General features: G+C 64.8%; 21 protein-coding genes. 16 read left to right on the forward strand and 5 right to left on the reverse strand.

Features of this window, described 5'->3' with window-relative positions; all coding sequences use genetic code 11:
* Positions 1–9: 9 nt before the first annotated feature.
* The 3 genes from mce to mtnK all read left to right on the forward strand — a co-directional run bounded on the left by mce (position 10) and on the right by mtnK (position 2,108).
* Complete coding sequence (gene mce / locus QX094_RS24750) at positions 10–414, forward strand: methylmalonyl-CoA epimerase (protein WP_315711564.1); 405 nt, start codon at positions 10–12, stop codon at positions 412–414.
* Between the two features lie 15 nt (positions 415–429).
* On the forward strand, positions 430–705 hold the full coding sequence (locus tag QX094_RS24755) for a DUF1467 family protein (protein ID WP_316188237.1): 276 nt from the start codon (positions 430–432) through the stop codon (positions 703–705).
* 101 nt (positions 706–806) lie between these two features.
* A complete protein-coding gene (gene mtnK / locus QX094_RS24760; protein WP_410052927.1) occupies positions 807–2,108 on the forward strand; it encodes an S-methyl-5-thioribose kinase in 1,302 nt (433 codons plus the stop codon).
* Positions 2,109–2,274: 166 nt separating this feature from the next.
* Here mtnK and QX094_RS24765 read toward each other — a convergent pair whose 3' ends face one another.
* Genes QX094_RS24765 through QX094_RS24775 form a run of 3 tightly spaced genes read right to left on the reverse strand, consistent with a single transcriptional unit; the run spans position 2,275 to position 5,862 of the window.
* A complete protein-coding gene (locus QX094_RS24765) occupies positions 2,275–3,312 on the reverse strand; it encodes an ABC transporter permease (RefSeq protein ID WP_315711566.1) in 1,038 nt (345 codons plus the stop codon).
* A gap of 10 nt (positions 3,313–3,322) precedes the next feature.
* Positions 3,323–4,828, reverse strand: a complete 1,506-nt coding sequence (locus QX094_RS24770; protein ID WP_316188238.1) for a sugar ABC transporter ATP-binding protein — start codon at positions 4,826–4,828, stop codon at positions 3,323–3,325.
* 11 nt (positions 4,829–4,839) lie between these two features.
* Positions 4,840–5,862 (reverse strand): sugar ABC transporter substrate-binding protein, encoded by a 1,023-nt coding sequence (locus QX094_RS24775; protein ID WP_315827164.1) that lies wholly within the window; start codon positions 5,860–5,862, stop codon positions 4,840–4,842.
* Positions 5,863–6,059: 197 nt separating this feature from the next.
* Between QX094_RS24775 and QX094_RS24780 the strand changes: the two genes are divergently transcribed.
* The 10 genes from QX094_RS24780 (at position 6,060) to QX094_RS24825 (ending at position 16,828) form a co-directional block, all read left to right on the forward strand.
* Positions 6,060–6,905, forward strand: a complete 846-nt coding sequence (locus QX094_RS24780) for a metallophosphoesterase family protein (protein WP_315750897.1) — start codon at positions 6,060–6,062, stop codon at positions 6,903–6,905.
* A gap of 544 nt (positions 6,906–7,449) precedes the next feature.
* A complete protein-coding gene (locus QX094_RS24785; protein ID WP_316188239.1) occupies positions 7,450–7,815 on the forward strand; it encodes a DUF2946 family protein in 366 nt (121 codons plus the stop codon).
* 132 nt (positions 7,816–7,947) lie between these two features.
* On the forward strand, positions 7,948–8,466 hold the full coding sequence (locus QX094_RS24790) for a copper chaperone PCu(A)C (protein ID WP_316188240.1): 519 nt from the start codon (positions 7,948–7,950) through the stop codon (positions 8,464–8,466).
* Between the two features lie 53 nt (positions 8,467–8,519).
* Positions 8,520–8,972, forward strand: coding sequence for a DUF2946 family protein (locus QX094_RS24795; protein ID WP_316170118.1), 453 nt, complete (start codon positions 8,520–8,522; stop codon positions 8,970–8,972).
* Positions 8,973–9,063: 91 nt separating this feature from the next.
* Positions 9,064–11,469 (forward strand): TonB-dependent receptor, encoded by a 2,406-nt coding sequence (locus QX094_RS24800; RefSeq protein ID WP_316188241.1) that lies wholly within the window; start codon positions 9,064–9,066, stop codon positions 11,467–11,469.
* 8 nt (positions 11,470–11,477) lie between these two features.
* Entirely contained in the window at positions 11,478–12,704 is a 1,227-nt protein-coding gene (locus QX094_RS24805; RefSeq protein ID WP_316188242.1) for a sialidase family protein, read from the forward strand.
* Positions 12,701–13,198, forward strand: coding sequence for a TlpA disulfide reductase family protein (locus QX094_RS24810; RefSeq protein WP_315750901.1), 498 nt, complete (start codon positions 12,701–12,703; stop codon positions 13,196–13,198). The genes QX094_RS24805 and QX094_RS24810 overlap by 4 nt, the downstream gene beginning before the upstream one ends.
* 207 nt (positions 13,199–13,405) lie before the next feature.
* Positions 13,406–14,740 (forward strand): proline--tRNA ligase, encoded by a 1,335-nt coding sequence (gene proS / locus QX094_RS24815; protein WP_316188243.1) that lies wholly within the window; start codon positions 13,406–13,408, stop codon positions 14,738–14,740.
* A gap of 95 nt (positions 14,741–14,835) precedes the next feature.
* On the forward strand, positions 14,836–16,119 hold the full coding sequence (locus QX094_RS24820; protein ID WP_315711581.1) for a lipoprotein-releasing ABC transporter permease subunit: 1,284 nt from the start codon (positions 14,836–14,838) through the stop codon (positions 16,117–16,119).
* A 7-nt stretch (positions 16,120–16,126) separates the two neighbouring features.
* On the forward strand, positions 16,127–16,828 hold the full coding sequence (locus QX094_RS24825) for an ABC transporter ATP-binding protein (RefSeq protein ID WP_231324716.1): 702 nt from the start codon (positions 16,127–16,129) through the stop codon (positions 16,826–16,828).
* Between the two features lie 12 nt (positions 16,829–16,840).
* Here the strand turns inward: QX094_RS24825 and QX094_RS24830 are convergent, their stop codons facing one another.
* Positions 16,841–17,920, reverse strand: coding sequence for a zinc-binding alcohol dehydrogenase family protein (locus QX094_RS24830; protein ID WP_316175256.1), 1,080 nt, complete (start codon positions 17,918–17,920; stop codon positions 16,841–16,843).
* A gap of 140 nt (positions 17,921–18,060) precedes the next feature.
* Here QX094_RS24830 and QX094_RS24835 point away from each other — a divergent pair, with 140 nt between their 5' ends.
* The gene (locus QX094_RS24835; protein WP_316175258.1) at positions 18,061–18,834 is read left to right on the forward strand and encodes a helix-turn-helix transcriptional regulator; all 774 of its coding nucleotides are present in this window, start codon (positions 18,061–18,063) and stop codon (positions 18,832–18,834) included.
* Between the two features lie 442 nt (positions 18,835–19,276).
* Complete coding sequence (locus tag QX094_RS24840; RefSeq protein ID WP_315711586.1) at positions 19,277–20,050, forward strand: outer membrane protein; 774 nt, start codon at positions 19,277–19,279, stop codon at positions 20,048–20,050.
* Between the two features lie 106 nt (positions 20,051–20,156).
* Here the strand turns inward: QX094_RS24840 and QX094_RS24845 are convergent, their stop codons facing one another.
* The gene (locus QX094_RS24845) at positions 20,157–20,492 is read right to left on the reverse strand and encodes a DUF3551 domain-containing protein (protein ID WP_315711587.1); all 336 of its coding nucleotides are present in this window, start codon (positions 20,490–20,492) and stop codon (positions 20,157–20,159) included.
* 269 nt (positions 20,493–20,761) lie between these two features.
* On the opposite strand from QX094_RS24845, the gene QX094_RS24850 reads away from it, so the two are divergent.
* Entirely contained in the window at positions 20,762–21,475 is a 714-nt protein-coding gene (locus tag QX094_RS24850) for an outer membrane protein (protein ID WP_315711588.1), read from the forward strand.
* Positions 21,476–21,705 lie beyond the last annotated feature (230 nt).

A 21,705-nucleotide genomic window follows, 5' to 3' on the forward strand; every position in this document is an offset into this window, starting at 1 on the left:
GAGGATGTCATGCTGGGCCGGCTCAACCACGTCGCCATCGCGGTCAAGGACGCCGAAAAGGCCGCCAGGATTTATGGCGCGGCATTCGGTGCTGAGATTTCGGCGGCGGTGCCGCTGCCGGAGCATGGCGTGATCACGGTGTTCGTCACTCTGCCCAACACCAAGATCGAGTTCATCCAGCCGCTGGGCGAGGCGTCACCGATCGCCAAATTCCTCGAGCGCAACGCGGATGGCGGCATCCATCACGTCTGCTACGAGGTGGCCGACATCATCGCCTCGCGCGACACCCTGATCAAGGAGGGCGCCCGCGTGCTCGGCGACGGCCAGCCGAAGATCGGCGCGCATGGCAAGCCGGTTCTGTTCCTGCATCCGAAGGATTTTTCCGGCGCGCTCGTCGAGATCGAGCAGGCCTGAGGCAGCGGGGCGACCATGGCCTATACGATCTCCACCTGGCTCGCGATCTACTTCGTGATGTGGTGGGTCACGCTGTTCGTGACCCTGCCGTTCGGCATCCGCAGCCAGCACGAGTCCGGCGGAGGCCCACTAGGCACCGACCCCGGTGCGCCAACGATCAGCCGAATGGGGCGGCGCCTGATCTGGACGACGCTGCTGTCGGCCGCGATCTTCGCCCTGTCACTCGTGGCCTATCAGGCCGGCTATCTCAGCATCGAGCGGCTGTCACGGCTGATGGGGATTCCGTTCTAGCCCGGCTCGCATCGCACAACGTTCTCTCGAAGCCGATGCGCGGACGTGCGTCGGCTTTTTTGCTATAGGAGGTCAAAACAAGACCGACAGGGAGGTTGCGCGTGATGACATCGGCCGAGGCCCGGAACGGGACGCAATCGGGCTATCGCATTCTGAACGAGGTTGATCTTCGAAACTATCTCGCGGGGATCCCTTCAGCTGCAGGGCAACTCGGCGGACCGGCCGAGCGCTGGTCAATCACCGAGGTCGGCGATGGCAACCTCAATCTGGTCTTCATCGTCAAGGGATCGTCCGGCGGTCTCGCGGTGAAGCAGGCGCTGCCTTACGTGCGGCTGGTCGGCGAGAGCTGGCCGCTGCCGCTGTCACGCGCCCACTATGAGCATCTGGCGCTGACGCATCAGAACCGCCTTGCCCCCGGCCTCGTGCCGGCCATCGTTCATCATGATCCGGCGCTGGCGCTGACGGCGATGGAGCTGCTGGAGCCGCACATCATCATGCGCAAGGGGTTGGTCGCGGGCACAACCTCTCCGGCCTTCGTCGATCACATCACGACCTTCATGGCGCGGACGCTGTTCTTCTCGTCCGACCTCGCGCGGTCTGCCGCCGAGAAGAAGGAGGCGATCGCAAGCTTTGCCGGCAATCATGCGCTGTGCAAGATCACCGAGGATTTGATCTTCACCGACCCCTATCGCATCGCCGAGCAAAACCGCTGGACGTCACCGTGGCTCGACGCGACCGCGGCCGACATTCGCGCCGATCTCGATCTGCACGTCGCGATCTCCAGGCTCAAGCTGAAATTCCTGTCGTGTGCCGAGGCGCTGATCCATGGCGACCTGCACACCGGGTCGATCATGGTGACGGACACCGAGACCAAGGTGATCGACCCCGAATTCGCCTTCTACGGTCCGATGGGATTCGACGTCGGTGCGGTCCTCGCCAATCTGCTGATGGCCTATTTTGCGTCCGAGGGACACGAGCAGCGGGCGGGCGAGCGGGAGCACTTCGAGGGATGGGTGCTGGCGGCAGTCGATGAGGTCTGGAACGGTTTCGCGGACAAGTTCCTGGCGCTGTGGCGCAGCGAGGCGACCGGCGATGCGTATCCGCGGTCACTGTTTCCGGGTGAAGCGGGCGCCGCGCGCCTGGAGACCGAGCGTCAGGCCTACGTGGCGAGATTGTTCCAGGACGCCATCGGTTTCACTGCGGCCAAGATCATTCGTCGCATCCTCGGCCTCGCGCACAACATCGATTTCGAACTGATCGAGGACGCCAAGCGGCGCGCGACCTGCGAGGTGCGGGCACTGCGGTTGGCACGGACGCTGATGGTGGAGACGACGACGTTTACGACGATCGGGGCGGTGACGCGGGCTGCCCGCGAGTTGCGCCACTGGCAGCCGGGGCTTTAATTCCGTCGCCTCGGCCTTCTACGTCGTTATGAGGAGCGAGCTGCGCTCGCAACGTTGCGGAAGAGCTTGTAGCCCGGATGAGCGAAGCGACATCCGGGTTTTCCGATACGGCTCGTGTGATCCCGGATGTCGCTTCCGGGCTACGGCAGCGCGCGTCGCAGCACGCTCAATCCGCCGCCTTCGCCCGCAGCCGCTGGGCATAGACGTTGATCACCAGGGCGGCGAGCAGGATCAGGCCGCGGATCAGGATCTTCAGGAAACTGTCGATGTTGACGTGGTCGAGGCCGTTGTTGAGCACGCCGAGCACGAACAGGCCGACGATGGTGTTGCCGATGCCGCCGCGGCCGCCGAACAGGCTGGTGCCGCCGACCACGACGGCGGCGATCGAGTCCAGCAGGTAGGTGTCGAACTCGTTCTGCTGCGCGCTGCCGAAATGCGCCACGCCGAGCATGCCGCCGATCCCCGAGCAGACGGCTGAGATCACCATCACGCTGCCGAGGATCAGCTTGACGTTCAGCCCCGAATACTCCGCCGCCTCGCGGTTGCCGCCGACCATGTAGACGTAGCGGCCGAACCGCGTGTAGGTCAGCACGAGGTGACCGAGCAACAGCATCAGGGCGGCCACGATCACGATCCAGGGCACCCCCGCCACGGAGCTGGAGCCGAGCGTCGTGATGATGGGGGGAACCTTGTAGGCGATCTGGCCGCGCACCAGCATCGCCGAGATGCCGGCGGCGATCTGCATCATCGCGAGCGTCATGATGAAGGAGGGAATGCCGATCACGGTCAGGCCGAAGGCGTTGACCAGTCCGAGCAACGCGCACAGCGCCAGCGCGAGCAGGATGGCGACAAAACCGGGCATCGGCACGTTGGCGATGTTGACGTAGGACTCCTGCATCGTGAAGTAGGCAACGGCGATACCGGTCACGTTGGCGATGGCGGCGATCGACAGGTCGATCTCGGCGCACAGGATCACGAAGGTGAGGCCGACCGCGATGATGCCGGTGACCGACACCTGGGTCAGGATGTTGCCGACGTTGTCGAGCGTGGCGAAGGACGGACTCGCGATCGCGAAGAACGCCGTGAGGAAGATCAAGGTCAGGAACGGCGCGATGTTGCGCATCTGCGAGCGCAGCAGCGATGCGACCCCGCCTGCGCGCCGCGACGGCGCCTCCGGCATCGGAACGGTCTCGCCATGCGCCATGACAATCTCCCTACGCCGCCTCGAGCAGACGGTCTTTGCTGATGGTTTCGCCGGCAAATTCGCGCACGACCTCGCCGCGCTTGAGCACGATGACGCGGTCGGCAAGCGACAGCACCGTCTCTGGCTCGGTCGAGAGCACGATCACGGCGATGCCCTGGTCGCGCAGCTTCCGCACGATTCCGATGACGTCGCTCTTGGCGCCGACATCCATGCCGCGGGTCGGCTCGCACAGCACGAGCAGCCGCGGCGGATGGCTCAGCCATTTGGCCAGCGCGACCTTCTGCTGGTTGCCGCCGGAGAGCAGGCCGAGGTCGATCTCGACATCCGCGGGCCTGATCTGCAACTGCTCGACCTGGCGCTTCGCCAGCGCGCGCTCGCGTGCCGGCTTCAGCAGCACGGCGTTGATGCGGTCGAGGATGCTGATCGAGATGTTCTTGTAGACGGGCTCCTGCAGGAACAGCATGTCGCGCCGGCTCTCCGGCACGAAGGCGATGCCGGCGCGGCGCGCATCCGCCGTGCTCTTGAAGCGGTTGCGCTGGCCTGATACGCGCAGCTCGCCGGCGTCGGGCGCAAGCTTGCCGAACAGGATGCGCGCCAGCTCGAGCTGGCCGCAGCCCATGAAGCCGTAGATGCCGAGCACCTCGCCGGCGCGCACGGCGAACGAGACGCGCTTCAGATTGCGCGCCAGCGACAGGCCGTCGGCTTCGACGACCACGGGCTTGTCGGCCGTCGGCGCGGGCAGGGTGATGTCGTGGGTGTAGCTGTCCTCCAGCGCATCGCGTCCCTTGCCGATCATGGCCTCGATCAGCGCGGCCTTGCTGGTGTCGGCGGCACGCGTCTCCATGATCTTGCGGCCGTTGCGGAACACCGTGACCTCGTCGGAGATCAGCAGGATGTCCTCGATGAAGTGTGAGATGAAGACGATCCCGGTGCCCTGCTCGCGCAGCTTGCGCAACGCCGCGAACAGCCGCTCGACCTCGGGCGGCGACAGCGCCGAGGTCGGCTCGTCCAGGATGATGATGCGCGCGCCGGAGAACAGCACCCGCGCGATCTCGATCAGCTGCTGAACGCCGATCGGAAGATCGCCGAGCCGGCTCATCGGATCGGCGTCGATGCCGAGCCGCTTGAGCTGCTCGGCGGCCTCGCGCGCCATGCGATGCCACTGCACGATGCCCAGCGCATTGGTCGGCTGGTTGCCGAGAAACACGTTCTCGGCCACGGTGAGGTCCGGCGCGACGCTGAGTTCCTGGTGCACCATCGCGATGCCGGCCGCGCGGGCGTCGCGCACGGAGTTGAAATGAACCTCGCGGCCGTCGAGCAGGAAACGGCCGGAGAAACCGGTGTGCACGCCGGCGATGATCTTCATCAGCGTGCTCTTGCCGGCGCCGTTCTCCCCGACGAGACCATGGATCTCGCCGGGGCGAAGAGTGAAGTCGACGCCGCGCAACGCGGTGACGCCGCCGAACGACTTGGTGATGTCCTGCAATTCCAGAAGAGGCGGGCGGCTGTTCGACATGGGGAGGGACTTCAGATCAGGAAGTGATCCTCCATCCATTGCATGCCGGCGGCATTGGCCTTGGTCACGACGGGCCCGTCGGTGATGACGTGCTTCGGAATGCCCTGGCCGCTCTTTTCGCCGGCGGTGACCGCGGCGACGCCTGCGACGATCGCGCCGCCATGGATGCGGCAGGACGGATTGCGCACGGTCGCGAACATGCGGCCCTCGCTGACCGCCTGGATCGCCGGCGGCATGGCGTCGACGCCGCCGATCAGGATGTTGGTGCGGTTGCGCGCCTTCATGATGTTGTAGGCGGCGAGGGCCATGTCGTCATTGTGGAAGAACGCCGCGTCGATCTGCGGATATTTCGTGAGATAGGTCTCCCACAGCCGTGCCGCCTTGGACACGTCCCAATCGGCCGGCTGCGTGTCCAGCACCTCGATGTTCGGGAACTGCTTGATCACCGAGTTGAAGCCCTTGGCGCGGCCCTGCGCGCCGGTGTGGCCGAGCGCGCCCTGCGTCATGATGATCTTGCCCTTGCCGCCCATCGCAGTCGCCAGAGCCTGCGTGACCGATGCGCCCATGAACTCGTTGTCGGGTGCGAGGAAGGAGTGGACGTTGATCTGATCGAGCGGCGCGATCAGCGTGTCCATGTCGATCACGGGAATGCCGGCATCGATCATCTTCTGCACCGGCTGAGTCAGGGTTCCGATGCCGAACGCCTGGATCGCGACGAAGTCCCACTTCTGCGACGCCATGTTGTCGATCGCGGCGCGCTGCTTCACCGCATCGAGCTGGCCGTCGAACCAGGTCACCTCGACATTGAGCAGCTTGCCCCACCATTCCGCGGCCTGCTTGCCCTGGGCGCACCAGGTCGCCTGCAAGCCGGCATTGGAGAAGGCTGCCTTGAGCGGCTTTTCGGAGCGGCCCATCTCGGCAGCCATCGCCGGAGTGATGCCAAAGCCGGCGAGAAGGGCCGCCGCAGAGCCCGCGGCCGTCGCCGCCTGGAGAAGATCGCGCCTCGTCGTGGACGTTTTCTTAGTGCCGGACATCCCGTGCTCCCTGTCCCATCGTTGTCCGGCGGCGTCATTGATCGCGCCGCCGAGAGCAGCAGTGTTTCACAACCCCATTGATCACGCCACAGCCGGATGTTGTGCGTTGCACCGAGTGACCTTCGCGCTGCACGCGCGATGTCAGAAAACCGTGATGCGCCCGTGGTACGCGGCAGCGCAGCTTTGGGAGAGAGCCTTTGGCAACGACGCGCATCGCCGTGATCGCCGACATCCATCACGGCCGGGATACGCCCACGAAGCGGGGATCGGTGGCGCTGCAATTGCTCGAGCGCTTCGTCACGGAAGTGAATGCCGAAGACATCGATGCGGTCATCGATCTCGGCGACCGGATTTCTGACGAAGATCCCGAGCGCGATCGGCTGCTGCAAAGCGATGTCGCGATGTGCTTCGCGAAGCTGGCACCGACGCATCATCACGTCAGTGGCAATCATGATGTCGCATTGCTCAGCCTCGCCGACAATGAAGCGATCCTAGATCGTCCGAGCGGGTCGCGCGCGGTGATCGTCGGTGATGTCAGATGTGTGTTCTGGCAGCCCGACGTGAGTCTGACTCCGACGCGCGGCTTTCGCCTGTCCGCGAGCGATCTCGACGCGCTGGTCCAGCTGCTCGCCCAGGATGACCGGCCGACCTTGCTCGTCAGCCACGTGCCGTTGTCAGGACATGCTCAGACCGGCAACTACTACTTCGAAGCCAATCCGGGACACGCGGCCTATGCCGAGACCGACGCGATCCGCGCGGCGATCGCGGATGCGCCGTGCCCGATCGTCGGGCTCGCCGGCCATGTTCATTGGAATACGCTGACAACGGTCGATGGCACACCGCATCTGACCTTGCAGTCGCTGACAGAGACGTTCATCTCGGGCGATCCAGCCGAAGCGGCGGGCATCCTCACGATCGGCGATGGTTCGTTGCGCTGGACCGTGACTGGCCGCGAACCGCTGTCGGTGACACTGCCATGGCCGAGGGCCAAGGCGCGGTGGTGCGCTCCGTTGTCGTGTTTTGCGACTGCTGCGATGGCCTGAGGTGATTGCGTGTTCAGACAGCGTTCATGCGGCCCGCGATACCGTCAGCGGGAAATATTGTGGCGCGCTGCGACGACTGCCAAAAAAATAGAGCAGGGCAGCGGGCCCTGCTCGGAAATTGTGTCGACCCTTTAGATATCCCGCAAGTTCAGATTTGATCTTGTTAAGCGGGGTGACGCTGCTTGTTGCGCGCCAGGGCTCCTCCCGAGACTTGGACCACCAGACTTCCGCAAGCGATAGCCTGAGGCCCGAATTCGTAGACGATCTTTTTGCGTTTGTCATCCTTTTCGGCAACGATTGTTCAAATTTCGCGCACTTCCTGAAATGATCGGTAAGTGCTTGCAATTGACGAGTTTTGTTTTCGAGTCTTCTCGCGATAGGTGCTGGGTTACCTTGGAGGCTGGCGTCCCGCGAAGGCCCATCCGGGCGTAGCGGATTGTTCTTAATCAACGACCGCTGGCGAAATGTGCTGACTGTGCCCTGGGCGACCTCGACTCCGGGCGTTCGCTCGGGCACAACAATTCAGTTCATTTGGCAGGCTTTCATGCGGCAGCGGCTGCAGGCGTTTCTCCCGATCATGCTGATCGCACTGATGGTGCAGATCCTGGCGCCGATCGGCGTTGCCTGGGCGGCCGCGTCAGCCGCGGCTGATCCCTTGCACGGCCTCGAAATCTGCCACAGCCAGCCCGGTTCCCAGTCGGTGGACGACGAGTCGCCGGCCAAGCCCGCGCTCCACGGCTGTTCGCTGTGCTGCCTGGCGCAGCCGGTCACCCTGGATGGGCCGGAGCTGTCCGTCATCGCCACGCCGCAACGGGATTCGGGCGAGGTCGTGTGGCGGGCCGGTGATCCGGCCGGCCGGATGACCAAGGCCTTCTCAGACGCGCAGGCAAGGGCTCCGCCCGCAGCGTGACGCGCTGGCCGCTGTGCGGCCTCATCTCCCAAATCGCAAGATTACGACCTGCGTTGTCTGCTCGGCCCTAGCCGTGCGGACACGCGCCAATCGATCAAGCTGGCGCATCGCCGCCAAGAAAAGGATAACGACATGACCTTCCTCGGACGCTCTCTGCTCGCATTCGCTCTCCTGTTGGGAGGATCTTCTGCCGCCTTCGCCGCGGACGTGAAGGCCGGTGACCTCGTCATCACCCAGCCATGGAGCCGCGCCACGCCGGGTGGCGCCAAGACGGGCGCCGGCTATCTGACCATCGAGAACAAGGGCAGCGCGCCGGACCGCCTCGTCGCGGTGACCGGCGCTGTCGCCGGGCGGGTCGAGATTCACGAGATGGCCGTCACCAACGGCGTGATGACCATGCGTCCGCTCGACAAGGGACTCACGATTGAGCCGGGCAAGACCGTCGCGCTGGCGCCGGGCGGCTATCACCTGATGCTGATGGATCTGAAGAGCCCGCTGAAGCAGGGCGACAAGCTGCCGGTCACGCTGGAGTTCGAGAAGGCCGGCAAGGTGTCCGTGACGCTCGAGGTGCAGGCGGTCGGCGCCAAGGGGCCGGGCGGCGAGGGCGGCAGCATGACGAAGCAGCACGATCATTCCGGCATGAAGATGTAGGCCGGGCGCCCCGCGACTCCGACGGAGGGCCGGTCTCGATGAAGCAACGGGTGTTGAACGCCGCCATGACAGCCGGTTCGCGCGCGAGCCGGCTGGTGGCGGCTGACCGCGCCCGACGTCCTGCCAATGTCCGTCAGAAGCTCGGCCGATATCTGCCGGTCGCGCTGCTAGCAATGCTGTTGCAGGTGCTGGCGCCAGTGGCGGCGTCCGCCCTGAGCGCCGCGACGATCGCGACGGCCGATCCGTTCGGCGGGATGGCGATCTGTCATGCCGAGACGGATGCGGCGCCCCCTGGTGGCGATACCGACCGCACCGCCTGCGGCCTTGACTGCGTCATGTGCTGCGTGCTGCACGCCGCCGCGGCGCTCGATGCGCCGCCCGCGCCGTTCGATGCGGCTCCGCTGCGTCTGACGGCGTCCATCGTCTGGACGGCGCGCGAGCTCCGCCTCGTTCATCTGCTTGCCCGGGCACAGGCGCAACCAAGAGGACCTCCCTCCCTCTCCTGAGGACAGAAATCGTCATCGGCCGCAGCCGCGCGCCGATCCGTTTTGAATCAGGAAGACCGGCCGTGCAGAGCCGGCATCGGGGAAGTCAAACATGTTCCGTCGTCATGCCCTGGGTGGTGTGAGCGTGCTCGCACTGCAGCTCTTGCTGCTGCAATCGTCCACGATCGCGCGCGCCGAGACCGAGAAGGAATTGCCGTCCGTCACCGTCGACGCGCCGCGTGCCGCACCACAACGGGCCGTGCGCAAGCCGGTCACGCAGGCAACGTCCGTCCGCACGCGCGCGCCAAAGCCGGCTGCCGCATCCGTGGCCAGCAGCTCCGGACAGGGAGGAGCGGTGTCCGATCCAGCCTCGGGTGCCGGCGCCGCCCGCAACCAGCTCAGCCAGTCGCCGACCGGCCAGACCGCGACCACGATCGACCGCAGCCGCTACGATGACCGGCCTGCGTTTTCCGTCGGCGACATCCTGCGCGAAAGCCCCGGCGTCTCGCTCAAGCAGGGCAACGGACCGCGCGACCTTGGCATCTCGATCCGCGGCTCCAATGCCCGCAACGGGTTCGGCATCCGCAACATCGTGCTGTTCGAGGACGGATTTCCAGTCACCCAGCCGGACGGGCTGTCGCGCAGCGACCTGATCGATCCCCACGCCTATGGTGCGGTCGACGTGATCCGCGGGCCGTCCTCGGCGCTCTACGGCAACTATGCGACCGGAGGCGCGATCAATTTCCGCACCCGCCCGGGCGGCAGCATCGACGGTGCGGAGATCGGCAGCGAAGGCGGCAGCTTCGGCTATCTCAGCAACTACATGACGTTCGGCAAGAAGGTCGGCAATTTCGAGGGCTCGTTGTTCACCAGCGACGTCCGCGGCGACGGCTATCTCGGCAACAGCTGGTTCAACACCCAGACCGTCAACTTCCTCGGTACCTACAGGGCGACGCCCGACGACCGCTTCACGGTCAAGATCATCAACAACGACCTGTTCACGCGGCTGCCAATCCGGTCGTCGCTGAATCAGTACTATCAGAACCCTTATCAGCAGGGCTGCGCGACGTGGACGACAGCAGCCGCGGGCTGCGGCAGCGTCACGTTGTTCAACAACGGGTTCAACAACTCGGCTGGAACTGACAAAGAGACGGCGCTGCAGGCCGGGCTCGGCCGCAACGACCGCCGCACCATCGTCGGCGGGCGCTGGGAGCACGATTTCGACAACAACACGACCTGGCGCAATCAGTTCGTGTTCGATGACCGCAACATCAGCCAGCCGACCGGGTCGACCAGCGCGGTCGGCGACTATCCGTCCTACAACTACATGAGCGACATCACCCGGCGGGGCGAGATCTTCGGCCTGGAATCGACCAGCTTCTTCGGCGCCTTCTACAATACGCTCACCGCGTCCGGAGACACGTTCAACGTCATGCCGGGCGGCAACGGCACGCTCGGCCGCTTGTCGACCAACCTTCTGAGCGAGACGACGAATTTCGGCGTGCGGGCGCGCGAGGAGCTCAAGCTGACGTCGGCCTTGACCGCGGTGGCCGGTCTCGGCTGGGAGCGCACCCACCTTCGCGGCGTGAACACGGCAGGGGGGACCGGGACGACGCTCACGACCGCGGACCGGCAGTTCGACAATCTCGCGCCCGAGTTTGCGCTGCTCTACAAGGTGAACAGCGACTGGCTGGTGCGGGCGCGCGTCGCATCGGGATATGGCACGCCGCAGGTCTCGAACCTGTTTGTGCTCCCGAGCGGCACAGCCGGAAACAACACCAATCTCGCCTCGCAAAGCAATCTCGGCTACGATTTGGGCTTTGACTGGACTCCCAACAAGTCGGTCACCCTGAGCGCAACCGGCTTCTACGAATTCTTCCGCAACGAGATCGTCAACCAGGCAACGCCGGTTGTCGGCGTGACCTATGCGTTCAACGCCCCGCGCTCGGAGCATCGCGGCGTCGAGCTGGCCGCCGACTGGAGATTCCTGCCCGGCTGGCGCTTCACGGCCGCCTACACCTATCTCGACGAGATTTATACCGACTATACGGAGAACCTGACCTCCACGACGGCGCCGACAAGCGGCACGGTCTTCCGCTTCAACCGCGCCGGCAACAAGATTCCAGGGATTTCCCCGAACGAGCTGACGGCCCGACTGGGGTATGATCACGCCAGCGGAAGGCTTGCAGGGCTGGGTGCCTTCGTCGAGGTCCAATGGAAGGATTCCTTCTATATGGACAACGCGAACCTGCTCAGGGCGCCCGGCTACGAGCTGGTCAACCTGAACGTCCACTACAGGACCGAGCTTGCGTCCGAAGCCTTCAAGTCGCTCAACGTCTTCTTCGAGGTCAGGAACGTGTTCGACCGCACCTATATTGCGTCGGCCAACAACATCGCGAACTCGGTCACGTCTGCAGGCGTTCAAAATCCCGCCAGCGTTCTGGCCAATACCACTGGCTCGATCTATGCCGGCTCACCGCGCGCCTTCGTCGCTGGCATGAAGGTGGCATTCCGATGAGGCACAACATGACAAGGACGCCATTGCTTCGAGGCTGCGTCGTCGGACTCGCCATGGCCCTGGTGTGGCCGCTGTCCGTACAGGCCCAGATGGCGCACCAGCACGGATCGGAGGCAGCATGCGAGGGCACCGAGCTCCGATGCGCCACCAAGGTGACGCCGTTCTTCGCTGAAGACGGCAAGCTCTGGCTCGTCTGGATGGCCGGAGGACGGGTGTCGGTGGCGGGCTCGACCGACGGCGGGAAAACGTATTCCGCCGCCGTACCGGTCACCGAGCAGCAGCTCAATCTCGACTGGGGGCCCGATGCCCGTCCGAAGCTGGTGGTCGACGGCAAAGGCGTCATAGCGGTGGCGTTCTCGATCTTCCGCGACCAGGCGTTCAACGGGCAGGTGCTGTACTCCCGGTCGGATGATGGCGGCAAAAGCTTCGCGGCGCCTCGTCCCATCACGCCAAACAACGAAAGCCAGCGCTTCGAGGCGCTGGCGCTGGACCAGGACGGCACCGTCTTCGTGGCGTGGCTCGACAAGCGCAACCGGGTGCCGGCGAAGGCCGCCGGGCGCGCCTACGAGGGCGCGGGATTGTTCTTCTCATCATCGCGCGATGGCGGCGCCACCTATGCCGAAGCGACGCTGGCCCAGGACAACACCTGCGAATGTTGCCGGCTCGGCGTTGCCTTCGCGGGGCCGGGACGTCCGGTGGTGATGTTCCGCAATATCTTCGAAGGCAGCGTGCGCGACCACGCCGTGATCACCTTCAGCGACCTCGCCAAACCGGGCGAGGTCTACCGGGTCAGCACCGATGATTGGCAGATCAAGGCCTGCCCGCATCAGGGGCCGAGCCTGACCGTGTCGCCGGCGGGCACGTATCATGTCGCCTGGTTCACAAGCGGCAAGGTTCGCAAAGGGCTGTTCTACGCGCATTCGCGCGACGGTGGCCGGACGTTCTCGGAACCCATGGCGATCGGCCAGGCCGACCGCAATCCGACGCGGCCCTATGTGCTCGCGACCCAGGACAGCACGACGCTGGTGTGGAAGGAGTTCGACGGCGAGCGCACCACGGTGATGGGAATGCAATCGCGGGACGATGGCGAGACGTGGTCGAAGCCGCGCGCCCTTGCCAGCACGGACAATGCGTCGGATCACCCGCTGCTGGTCGCCCATGGCAGGCAGATCTTCCTGTCCTGGATGACCAAGTCTGATGGCTATCGGTTGCAGCCGATCGGAGATGAGTCATGAAACGCCCATTCGCCGCCCTTGCGATCTTTGGCTTCGTCGCCTTGACGGCGTCGAGCACCGCAGCACCGCCATCGCTCAAGCCGTTCGAGCGCGGCACCTGGCGCGAGGTGCTGCGGGCCCATGCGGGTCGTCCGACGCTGATCCATTTCTGGGGCGTCACCTGCGGCCCCTGCAAGATCGAGCTGCCGCAGCTCGGCAAGTTCATGTCCGATCATCCCGAGATCGACGTCGTCACCGTCAGCGCCGATTTGGTGCCGAACCTGAACGCTGCGACCCAGGCCATGCTGGACAAGGCCGGACTCACCACGGCGGAGAACTTCATCTTCAACGACGGATATGTCGAGCGTCTCCGGTTCGAGATCGATCCGTCCTGGCAGGGTGATATCCCGCGCACGATACTCGTGACCCGCGAGGGCGCGGTCTCGACCATCGAAGGCAGCGCCGAGATCGGCGATCTCGACAAATGGTCCTCGGAGCAGGGGCGGGGGCACTAAGACGGCCGGGGCGCGGGGATCTTGCCCGGTCGCCCTGCGCGAGCCTCATCACGGCGACGTGCGCCGTTCATCCTCCACTTCAGCGGAACCGGTAAATTGATTGGGAATCCGGCGGCTTAGCCGCCTTTTTTCAAACCCAGCCTTGTGTTTTGCCGCCTGATCCGGTTTGACTGCGCCAGCCCGAACCGAATCTCGAAGGCCTCGCCCATGCGTCTGTCGCGGTTTTTCCTGCCCATTCTGAAAGAAAATCCGAAGGAAGCCGAGATCGTCTCGCACCGGTTGATGCTGCGCGCCGGCATGCTGCGGCAGGAGGCGGCCGGCATCTATGCCTGGCTGCCGCTGGGCTTCAAGGTGCTGAAGAAGATCGAGCAGATCGTGCGCGAGGAGCAGAACCGCGCCGGTGCGCTGGAGCTGTTGATGCCGACCCTGCAGCTCGCCGACCTCTGGCGCGAGAGCGGCCGCTACGATGCCTATGGCCCGGAGATGCTGCGTATCAGCGACCGCCACAAGCGTGAGTTGTTGTACGGGCCGACCAACGAGGAAATGATCACGGAAATCTTCCGTGCCTATGTGAAGTCCTACCGCAACCTGCCGCTCAATCTCTATCATATCCAATGGAAATTCCGCGACGAGCAGCGTCCGCGTTTCGGCGTGATGCGCGGCCGCGAGTTCCTGATGAAGGACGCCTATTCGTTCGACCTCGACGAGGCCGGCGCGCGGCGCGCCTACAACAGGATGTTCGTCGCGTACTTGCGCACCTTCGCGCGGATGGGCCTGAAGGGCATCCCGATGCGCGCCGAGACCGGTCCGATCGGCGGCGATCTCAGCCACGAATTCATCGTGCTCGCGGAGACCGGTGAATCCGGCGTCTACTGCGACCGCGACGTGCTCGACCTGCCGATCCCGCCGGCGTCCGTCGATTATGACGGCGACCTGACGCCGATCATCAAGCAATGGACGTCGCTCTATGCGGCGACCGAGGACGTCCATGACGCCGCCCGCTTCGAAGCCGAGGTGCCGGCTGAGCGGCGGGTCCATACCCGCGGCATCGAGGTCGGCCAGATCTTCTATTTCGGCACCAAATATTCCGAGCCGATGAAGGCGCTGGTCGCGGGCCCCGATGGGGCGGAGGTGGCCATCCACGGCGGCTCCTATGGCGTCGGCGTGTCACGGCTGGCTGGTGCGATCATCGAGGCCTGTCACGACGACGCCGGCATCAGATGGCCGGAGGAGGTCGCTCCGTTCCGCGCCGTGATCCTCAACCTGAAGCAGGGCGGCTCCGACACCGATGCTGCCTGCGAGCAGCTCTATCGCGATCTCCTGGCCAAGGGGGTCGACGTGCTCTACGACGACACCGAGCAGCGTGCCGGCGGCAAGTTCGCCACGGCGGACCTCATCGGCATCCCCTGGCAGATCATGGTTGGCCCCAAGAGCCTCGCCGAGGGCAAGGTCGAGGTGAAGACCCGCCGCGACGGCGCCCGCCAGATGATGTCCCCCGCGGACGTCGTGGCACGGCTCGGCGGCGGGACATTGGCTGGCTGAGACGCGCGTTCGATCATCGGATTATCCACCGGGGCTGCCCGTCCCCTTCAGGCCAATCCGGCCACATTCGGCCCGAATCATGGGATGATCGCACAATGGATGACGCCATGACCGAACCGGTGCAGACCACCACCCCCTTCGCTCCCTTCGAGTGGATGCTGTCGGGGCGCTATCTGCGCGCGCGCCGCAGGGAAGGGTTCATCTCCGTCATCGCGGGGTTCTCCTTCCTCGGCATCATGCTGGGCGTCGCCACCCTGATCATCGTGATGGCGGTGATGAACGGCTTCCGCAAGGAGCTGCTCGACAAGATCCTCGGTCTGAACGGGCATCTGCTGGTGCAGCCGCTGGAGTCGCCGCTCACCGACTGGAAGGACGTCTCCGAGCGGATCGCGCAGGTGCAGGGCATCCGACTTGCCGCGCCGGTGGTTGACGGACAGGGTCTGGGCTCGTCGCCATTCAATGCGTCAGGCGTGTTCATCCGCGGCATTCGCGCGCAGGACCTCACGAACCTGACGTCGATCGCCAAGAACATCAAGCAGGGTTCGCTGGAAGGTTTCGACGAAGGCCAGGGCGTCGCGATCGGCCGCCGGCTCGCGGACCAATTGTCGCTGCATGCCGGTGACAGCATCACCCTGGTCGCCCCGAAGGGCGCCGTGACGCCGATGGGCACCACGCCGCGCATCAAGCCCTACAAGATCGCGGCGGTGTTCGAGATCGGCATGTCGGAATACGACGCCAGCTTCGTCTTCATGCCGCTGGCCGAGGCGCAGGCCTATTTCAACCGCAACAACGACGTCACCGCGATCGAGATCTTCACCAGCAATCCCGACAAGGTGGAGGAGTTTCGCAAGACGGTCACCGAGGCGGCCGGCCGCCCGATCTTTCTCGTCGACTGGCGCCAGCGTAACTCGACCTTCTTCAATGCGCTGCAGGTCGAGCGTAACGTGATGTTCCTGATCCTGACCTTGATCGTGCTGGTCGCCGCGCTCAACATCGTTTCGGGACTGATCATGCTGGTCAAGGACAAGGGCCAGGACATCGCCGTGCTGCGGACCATGGGGGCTTCGCAGGGGGCGATCATGCGGATATTCCTGATCACCGGCGCCTCGATCGGGGTGGTCGGCACGCTCACCGGATTCGTCGTCGGCCTCCTGATCTCGATGAACATCGATTCGATCAGGAAGTTTTTGTCCTGGCTGACGAGCACCGATCTGTTTCCCAATGAACTCTATTTCCTGTCGAAGCTGCCGGCTGAGATCGATGCCGGCGAGACTGCGGCCGTTCTGATCATGGCCTTGACCCTGTCTTTCCTGGCTACGCTGTATCCATCCTGGCGCGCGGCCCGATTAGACCCGGTCGAAGCGCTTCGCTACGAGTGAGGCGCTGATGGACGAGCAGGGGGCCGAGGATGTGCCGGTCGTTTATCTCCACGAGATCAAGCGGCGGTACATGCAGGGTGAGCAGCAGCTGACCATTCTGGACGGCGCCAAGCTGGCGCTGTGGGCCGGTCAGTCGGTGGCGTTGGTGGCGCCGTCGGGCTCGGGCAAGTCGACATTGCTGCACATCGCGGGTCTCCTGGAGAGTCCCGACGAGGGCGAGGTCTATGTCGGGGGCGTGCCGACGTCGCAGTTGACCGACATCGAGCGCACCCAGATGCGCAGGACCGACATCGGTTTCGTCTACCAGTCGCACCGGCTGCTGCCGGAGTTCACGGCGCTGGAGAACGTGATGCTGCCGCAAATGATCCGCGGCTTGAAACGGTCCGAGACGGTGAAGCGGGCGACCGAGATCCTGGCTTATCTCGGGCTCGGCGAGCGCATCAAGCACCGCCCGGCCGAGCTCTCCGGCGGCGAGCAGCAACGCGTCGCGATCGCGCGTGCGGTCGCCAATGCGCCGCGTGCGCTGCTGGCGGACGAGCCGACCGGCAATCTCGATCCTGGCACCGCCGATCACGTCTTTCACGCGCTGATGCAGCTCGTGAAGGCCACGCGGGTCGCGATGCTGATCGCGACCCACAACATGGAGCTGGCCGGCCGCATGGACCGGCGCGTCTCCATCGTCGGCGGCAAGGTCGTCGAGCTCGACTGAGTCCGGCCGCAGTCAGGGCCTGATCACCGTCATCTTGAACGGCTCGCGATGGACGGCGGCATGGGCGACCGCGTCGTTGGCATGGTCGAGGTCGAAACAGGTCGGCTCGAACTGCGCGAGGTCGAGCAGTCCGGCCCTGATCAGTCCCACCATCTTCACTGTCGCTGTCGGCGGGCACATCCAAACGCCGCGGATGGTGATGCAGTCGCGCATGATCCAGGGATAGGGCAGCTCGAGCCCGGGGCCGCCGAGCATGCCGACTCCGCCCATCAACACCACGCGCCCATAGGGGCGTACGGTCATCACGGCGGTCCGCACGACATTGGTCGTGACGGAGGGCGGCATGATGTCGAGCACGCAGTCGATCGGGCCGGGCGCGGCGCGCTTCATGCGCTCGGTGTCCTCGCTTTCATGGCCCGACAGCCTGACTGGATGGATGCGTGCGCCGAACCGGCGCTGGAGCTCGGCCAGCATGGCCTCGTTGCGACCGGGCGCCACGACCGCAGCGGCGCCCATGGCGAGCGCCACCGCGACTGCGGCGCTGCCGAACCTGCCGGTGGCGCCGCTGACCAGCACGGTCTCGCCCGCCTGCAGATTGGCGGCAAGAAAGCCGCCATAGGGCACGAGCAGGGTGCCGAGCGCGCACCACCGCGCCGCGTCGCGGGCATCGATGACACCGATCGGCTTGGCGTTCTCCGTTGGCAGCCGCATGCGCTCGGCGAACGAGCCGTGCCGGAAATGCCGTTGTAGCTTGAGCCCGCCCGGTCCGCGCGCGCTCAGGCCTTGCAGGGTTATGTCGGGGGCGAGCGCATTGTCACGTGAGCGCACCGTCGGATCGCAGAACACCCAGTCGCCAATCGCAAGATGCGTGGCATCGGGGCCGAGCGCGCTGACCCTGCCGATGCCGCTCGTTCCCGGGATGACCGGCAGTTCCAGCAGATATTTGCGTTCTCCGCTGAACACTTCATTCGCATAGGACAGCACGCCGGCTGCGGCGATGTCGACGATCACCTCGCCGGTGCCGAGCACGGGGTCTTCGACATGCTCGATCTCGAGCGGCGATCCAAATCGTTTGAGCACTGCGGCCTTCATGATCTTCTCCATTTTCGCGATGGCGAGGCACCAGTCTGCCGGTCTATCCTACGCGCAAGAAGGCCTGGTATTATCCTAGGATTGAAGAAGCCCAGGCTGGGCGCACCGCCATCGGGGGCGAACCATGAGTGATCTCGGAGATGAGTGATCCAAGACATGCCGAACTCGGAAACTTCCTGCGCTCGCGGCGCGAGAAGCTGACGCCGCAAGCGGTCGGCCTCGCGGCCGGGCGGCGGCGACGGACCGCCGGGCTGCGGCGGGAGGAAGTGGCCGAGCTCGCTGGCATCGGCGTCGACTGGTACATCCGAATCGAGCAGGGCCGTGCGGTGAAGCCGTCCTCATCCACCATCGATGCGCTGGCGCGCGCCCTGCGCCTGAGCCGAACCGAGCATGCTCATCTCAAGGCGCTGGTGCGCGATCCTGCGCGCAAGCCGTTCGTGCGCGAGCAGGTGCCGGTCCGGCTGCGCGAGCTCGTGCAGAGTCTGAACCAGCCGGCCTACATCTCCGGACGGCGATGGGATGTGCTGACCTGGAATGCGGCGGCGGACGAGATCTTCGGCTTCTCGCAACTCGCCGACGATGAGCGCAACACGTTGGTGCTGATGCTGTGCAAGCCCGGCGTGCGCCGGCTGTTCGGCGCGCAATGGAAGGAGCTGGCACAGCGCATGGTCGCGCAGTTTCGCGCGACCTATGATCTGTGGGCGGGCGATCCCGCCTTCGTCGATCTGATCGCGCGGCTGCGGCGTGGCAGCCGCGAGTTCGATGGCTTGTGGGCGGCGCACGACGTCAATGCGCTTGCTGCGGGCGAGAAGCTGCTCGAGCATCCGAAGAAGGGCCGCGTGAGGCTGCGATACGCGACCTTCCAGTCCAACGACGATCCCGCGCTGAAGTTGGCGATCTACTACACGTCATGACGATGCCGCCCCGGACGAGCGTGCATTCCGCGTCGGCCGGGAAGCACCACACATTCGTCCGCTTTGCGCATGATGATGCTACGCATTCGCAAGACTCGTCGTGCTGCCCTGAAGAATTCACGACTGAGACGTGACAGGGGTCGTTCCGTGACCGAGAGTTTCCCGATCACGATTTTGCCGTCGCTCGCATTGTGGCCATGGATGGACGCCGGCCACGACTCCTCCTTACATCTTATTAGTTGTTTGTTCATGTTGCGGGCAAAGCCTTGAAAAACAGGCCTTTGCGCCCAATCCCATAAAAGCCGGAAAGAATGGTTCTGATCTGCACATCGGTTGATGTCGGCGGAGCGAATGCGGGTGGCATAGTCGCTTCGTCGCGCTGCATGTTTTTCGCACGGAACCAGGGGGCCTGGGGACTTTGGGACAGAAGCTACGGAGTTCGATGATGAAGACGCTTTTCGGCGCAACGGTGGGGCTCGGCGCAATCGCCGCGGCGACGTCTGCATTCGCAGCTGATCTTCCAATGAAGAAGGGGCCGTACACCAAGGCGCCGCCCGCCGTCGTGGCGACGGTGTATGACTGGAGCGGCTTCTATGTCGGCTTCAACGCCGGCGGAGGTTCCAGCCGGGATTGCTGGAATCTGGTTTCGAACGCCGGTGTGGCGGTGAACCCGGCAGCCAACCGCGAAGGCTGCTCGGGCGGCGGCGGCGCGGCCGTCGGCGGCCAGGTCGGCTACCGCTATCAGATGGCCAACTGGGTGTTCGGCGTCGAGGCGCAGGGCGACTGGGCGAACTTCAAAGGCACGAATCGCAACCTGATTCTTCCCAATGTCAGCGACCGTTCACGCACCAACGGCTTCGGCCTGTTCACCGGCCAGGTCGGCTATGCCTTCGACAACATTCTCGGCTATATCAAAGGCGGTGCCGCGGTCGTCGGCGATCGCTACGACACCTTCACCACGGGCACCAACGTGATGCTCGATCGCGCCAACACGACGCGTTGGGGCGGTACGATCGGTGCCGGCCTCGAATATGGCTTTGCGCCGAACTGGTCGGTCGGCGTCGAGTACGACCACATCTTCCTGGGCAACAAGAACCTGAACTTCGTCGCCGCGGCCGGCGCGCCCGCGATGACTCATCGCATCAAGCAGGATGTCGACATCGGGCTCGTGAAGCTGAACTACAAGTTCGGTCCGGGTTTCGGGATGATGCGCTGACGCAACGTCACCCTCGATTGCTCCGGTTCGTCGAAGCCGCGGCTTCGACGAACCTTCGATGGTATGGCCTGAGACGGCAGCTCGCTGCGTCGAAGGCGGGGACGGGTCAGTCCTCTTCGAACACGAACGGGTTGGGGAACGGCGCGTAGGGATTCGGCGCCGGCGGACGCGGCCTGATCCGCTGCCTGTGCGGATACGGATAGGGTGTCGCGCGCGGGTCATTGCTCACACCGGCGAAATAGGGGTTCGCGATGCAGTTCAGCAGGCGTCCCGACGCCGTCGCCTGGCATTGCGCGTAAGTGTCGAAGGTGCAGTGGCTCAAGCCCGGAAACTCATCACCCTGCAGACAGAACGCATGCCTGACACCGACGGCGTGAGCCGGCGCATGGGTTGCGACCACGAGGCCGGCTGCAGCCAGGGCCGCAAATAAAACCTCACGCATCAACGATCTCCCTTCATCCCTTGATGACCAGAACGCGCGCGCTTCATGGCGAAGCACCGGCGCGACGGCCCTCACGCGTGTGTAGTCGGTCGGCCCTCGATTGCAAGCTGGAAAGTTCCATCAACACACTGTGATTAAAGATTAATTTCCTAACATGTCTCTTGGCCTTTCAGCAGCGAGCTGTGACCGAGCGGCTACAGCAATTGTGGCGCAGATCGGTAAGAGGTGCGGCTGGCCTGGGGGCCAAATGAGACGAGACTGGACCTGTGATGAAGAAACTTCTGTTGACGACGACGGCGCTCGTGGTGCTGGCCTCGCCGGCGCTTGCCGCGGATCTCGCTGCGCGTCCCTACACGAAGGCACCGCCGCCTGTGATGGCTGCGATCTATGACTGGAGCGGCTTCTACATCGGCGTGAACGGTGGCGGCGGCTGGAGCGAGAACACCTGGGATCTGGTCGGCGGCGGCCGCGAGGGTTCGCATGATGCATCCGGCGGCACCGTCGGTGGCCAGGTCGGCTATCGCTGGCAGATGGGCCAGATCGTGTTCGGCGTCGAGGCGCAGGGCAACTGGGCCGACCTCACCGGCGACAATCAGAGCGCGCTGTTCGGAACGCGTAACCGCACCAAGACCGATGCGTTCGGCCTGTTCACCGGCCAGGTCGGCTACGCCATCAACAACGTGCTGCTCTACGCCAAGGGCGGCGCGGCCGTGACCAGCAACAAGTACACGATCACCAATGCGGCGACCGGCGCGTTCCTCGCCTCCAACGACGACACGCGCTGGGGCGGCGTGGTCGGTGCCGGCGTCGAATACGGCTTTGCGCCGAACTGGTCGCTGGGCGTCGAGTACGACCATCTGTTCATGGACCGCCAGACCGTCAGCTTCGGCGCGCTCGGCTCCGACAGCATCAAGCAGGACGTCGATCTGTTCACCGCCCGCCTGAACTACCGCTTCGGCGGCCCGGTCGCGACGCGGTACTGAGTCGATCCTCGCTCGATCGGCGGATTGGAAAGCCCCGGCGGTCGCGCCGGGGCTTTTTGTCTGCGGAGGCGGGTTAACCATTTGCTGTGCCGGCGCGGCGATGAGCCGATCAGCGCGCTTGACCTGAGAACAGAAAAGGAACATTGTTCTCCATATGTTCTGACTCAGGGAGGTCCCGATGCTGAAGGTTTTCGTTCAAGAAGCCGCCGCGCTGGCGTCGATCACGCTGT

Source organism: Bradyrhizobium sp. SZCCHNS1050 (genome assembly GCF_032484785.1).
In the GTDB taxonomy this organism is placed as follows: domain Bacteria; phylum Pseudomonadota; class Alphaproteobacteria; order Rhizobiales; family Xanthobacteraceae; genus Bradyrhizobium.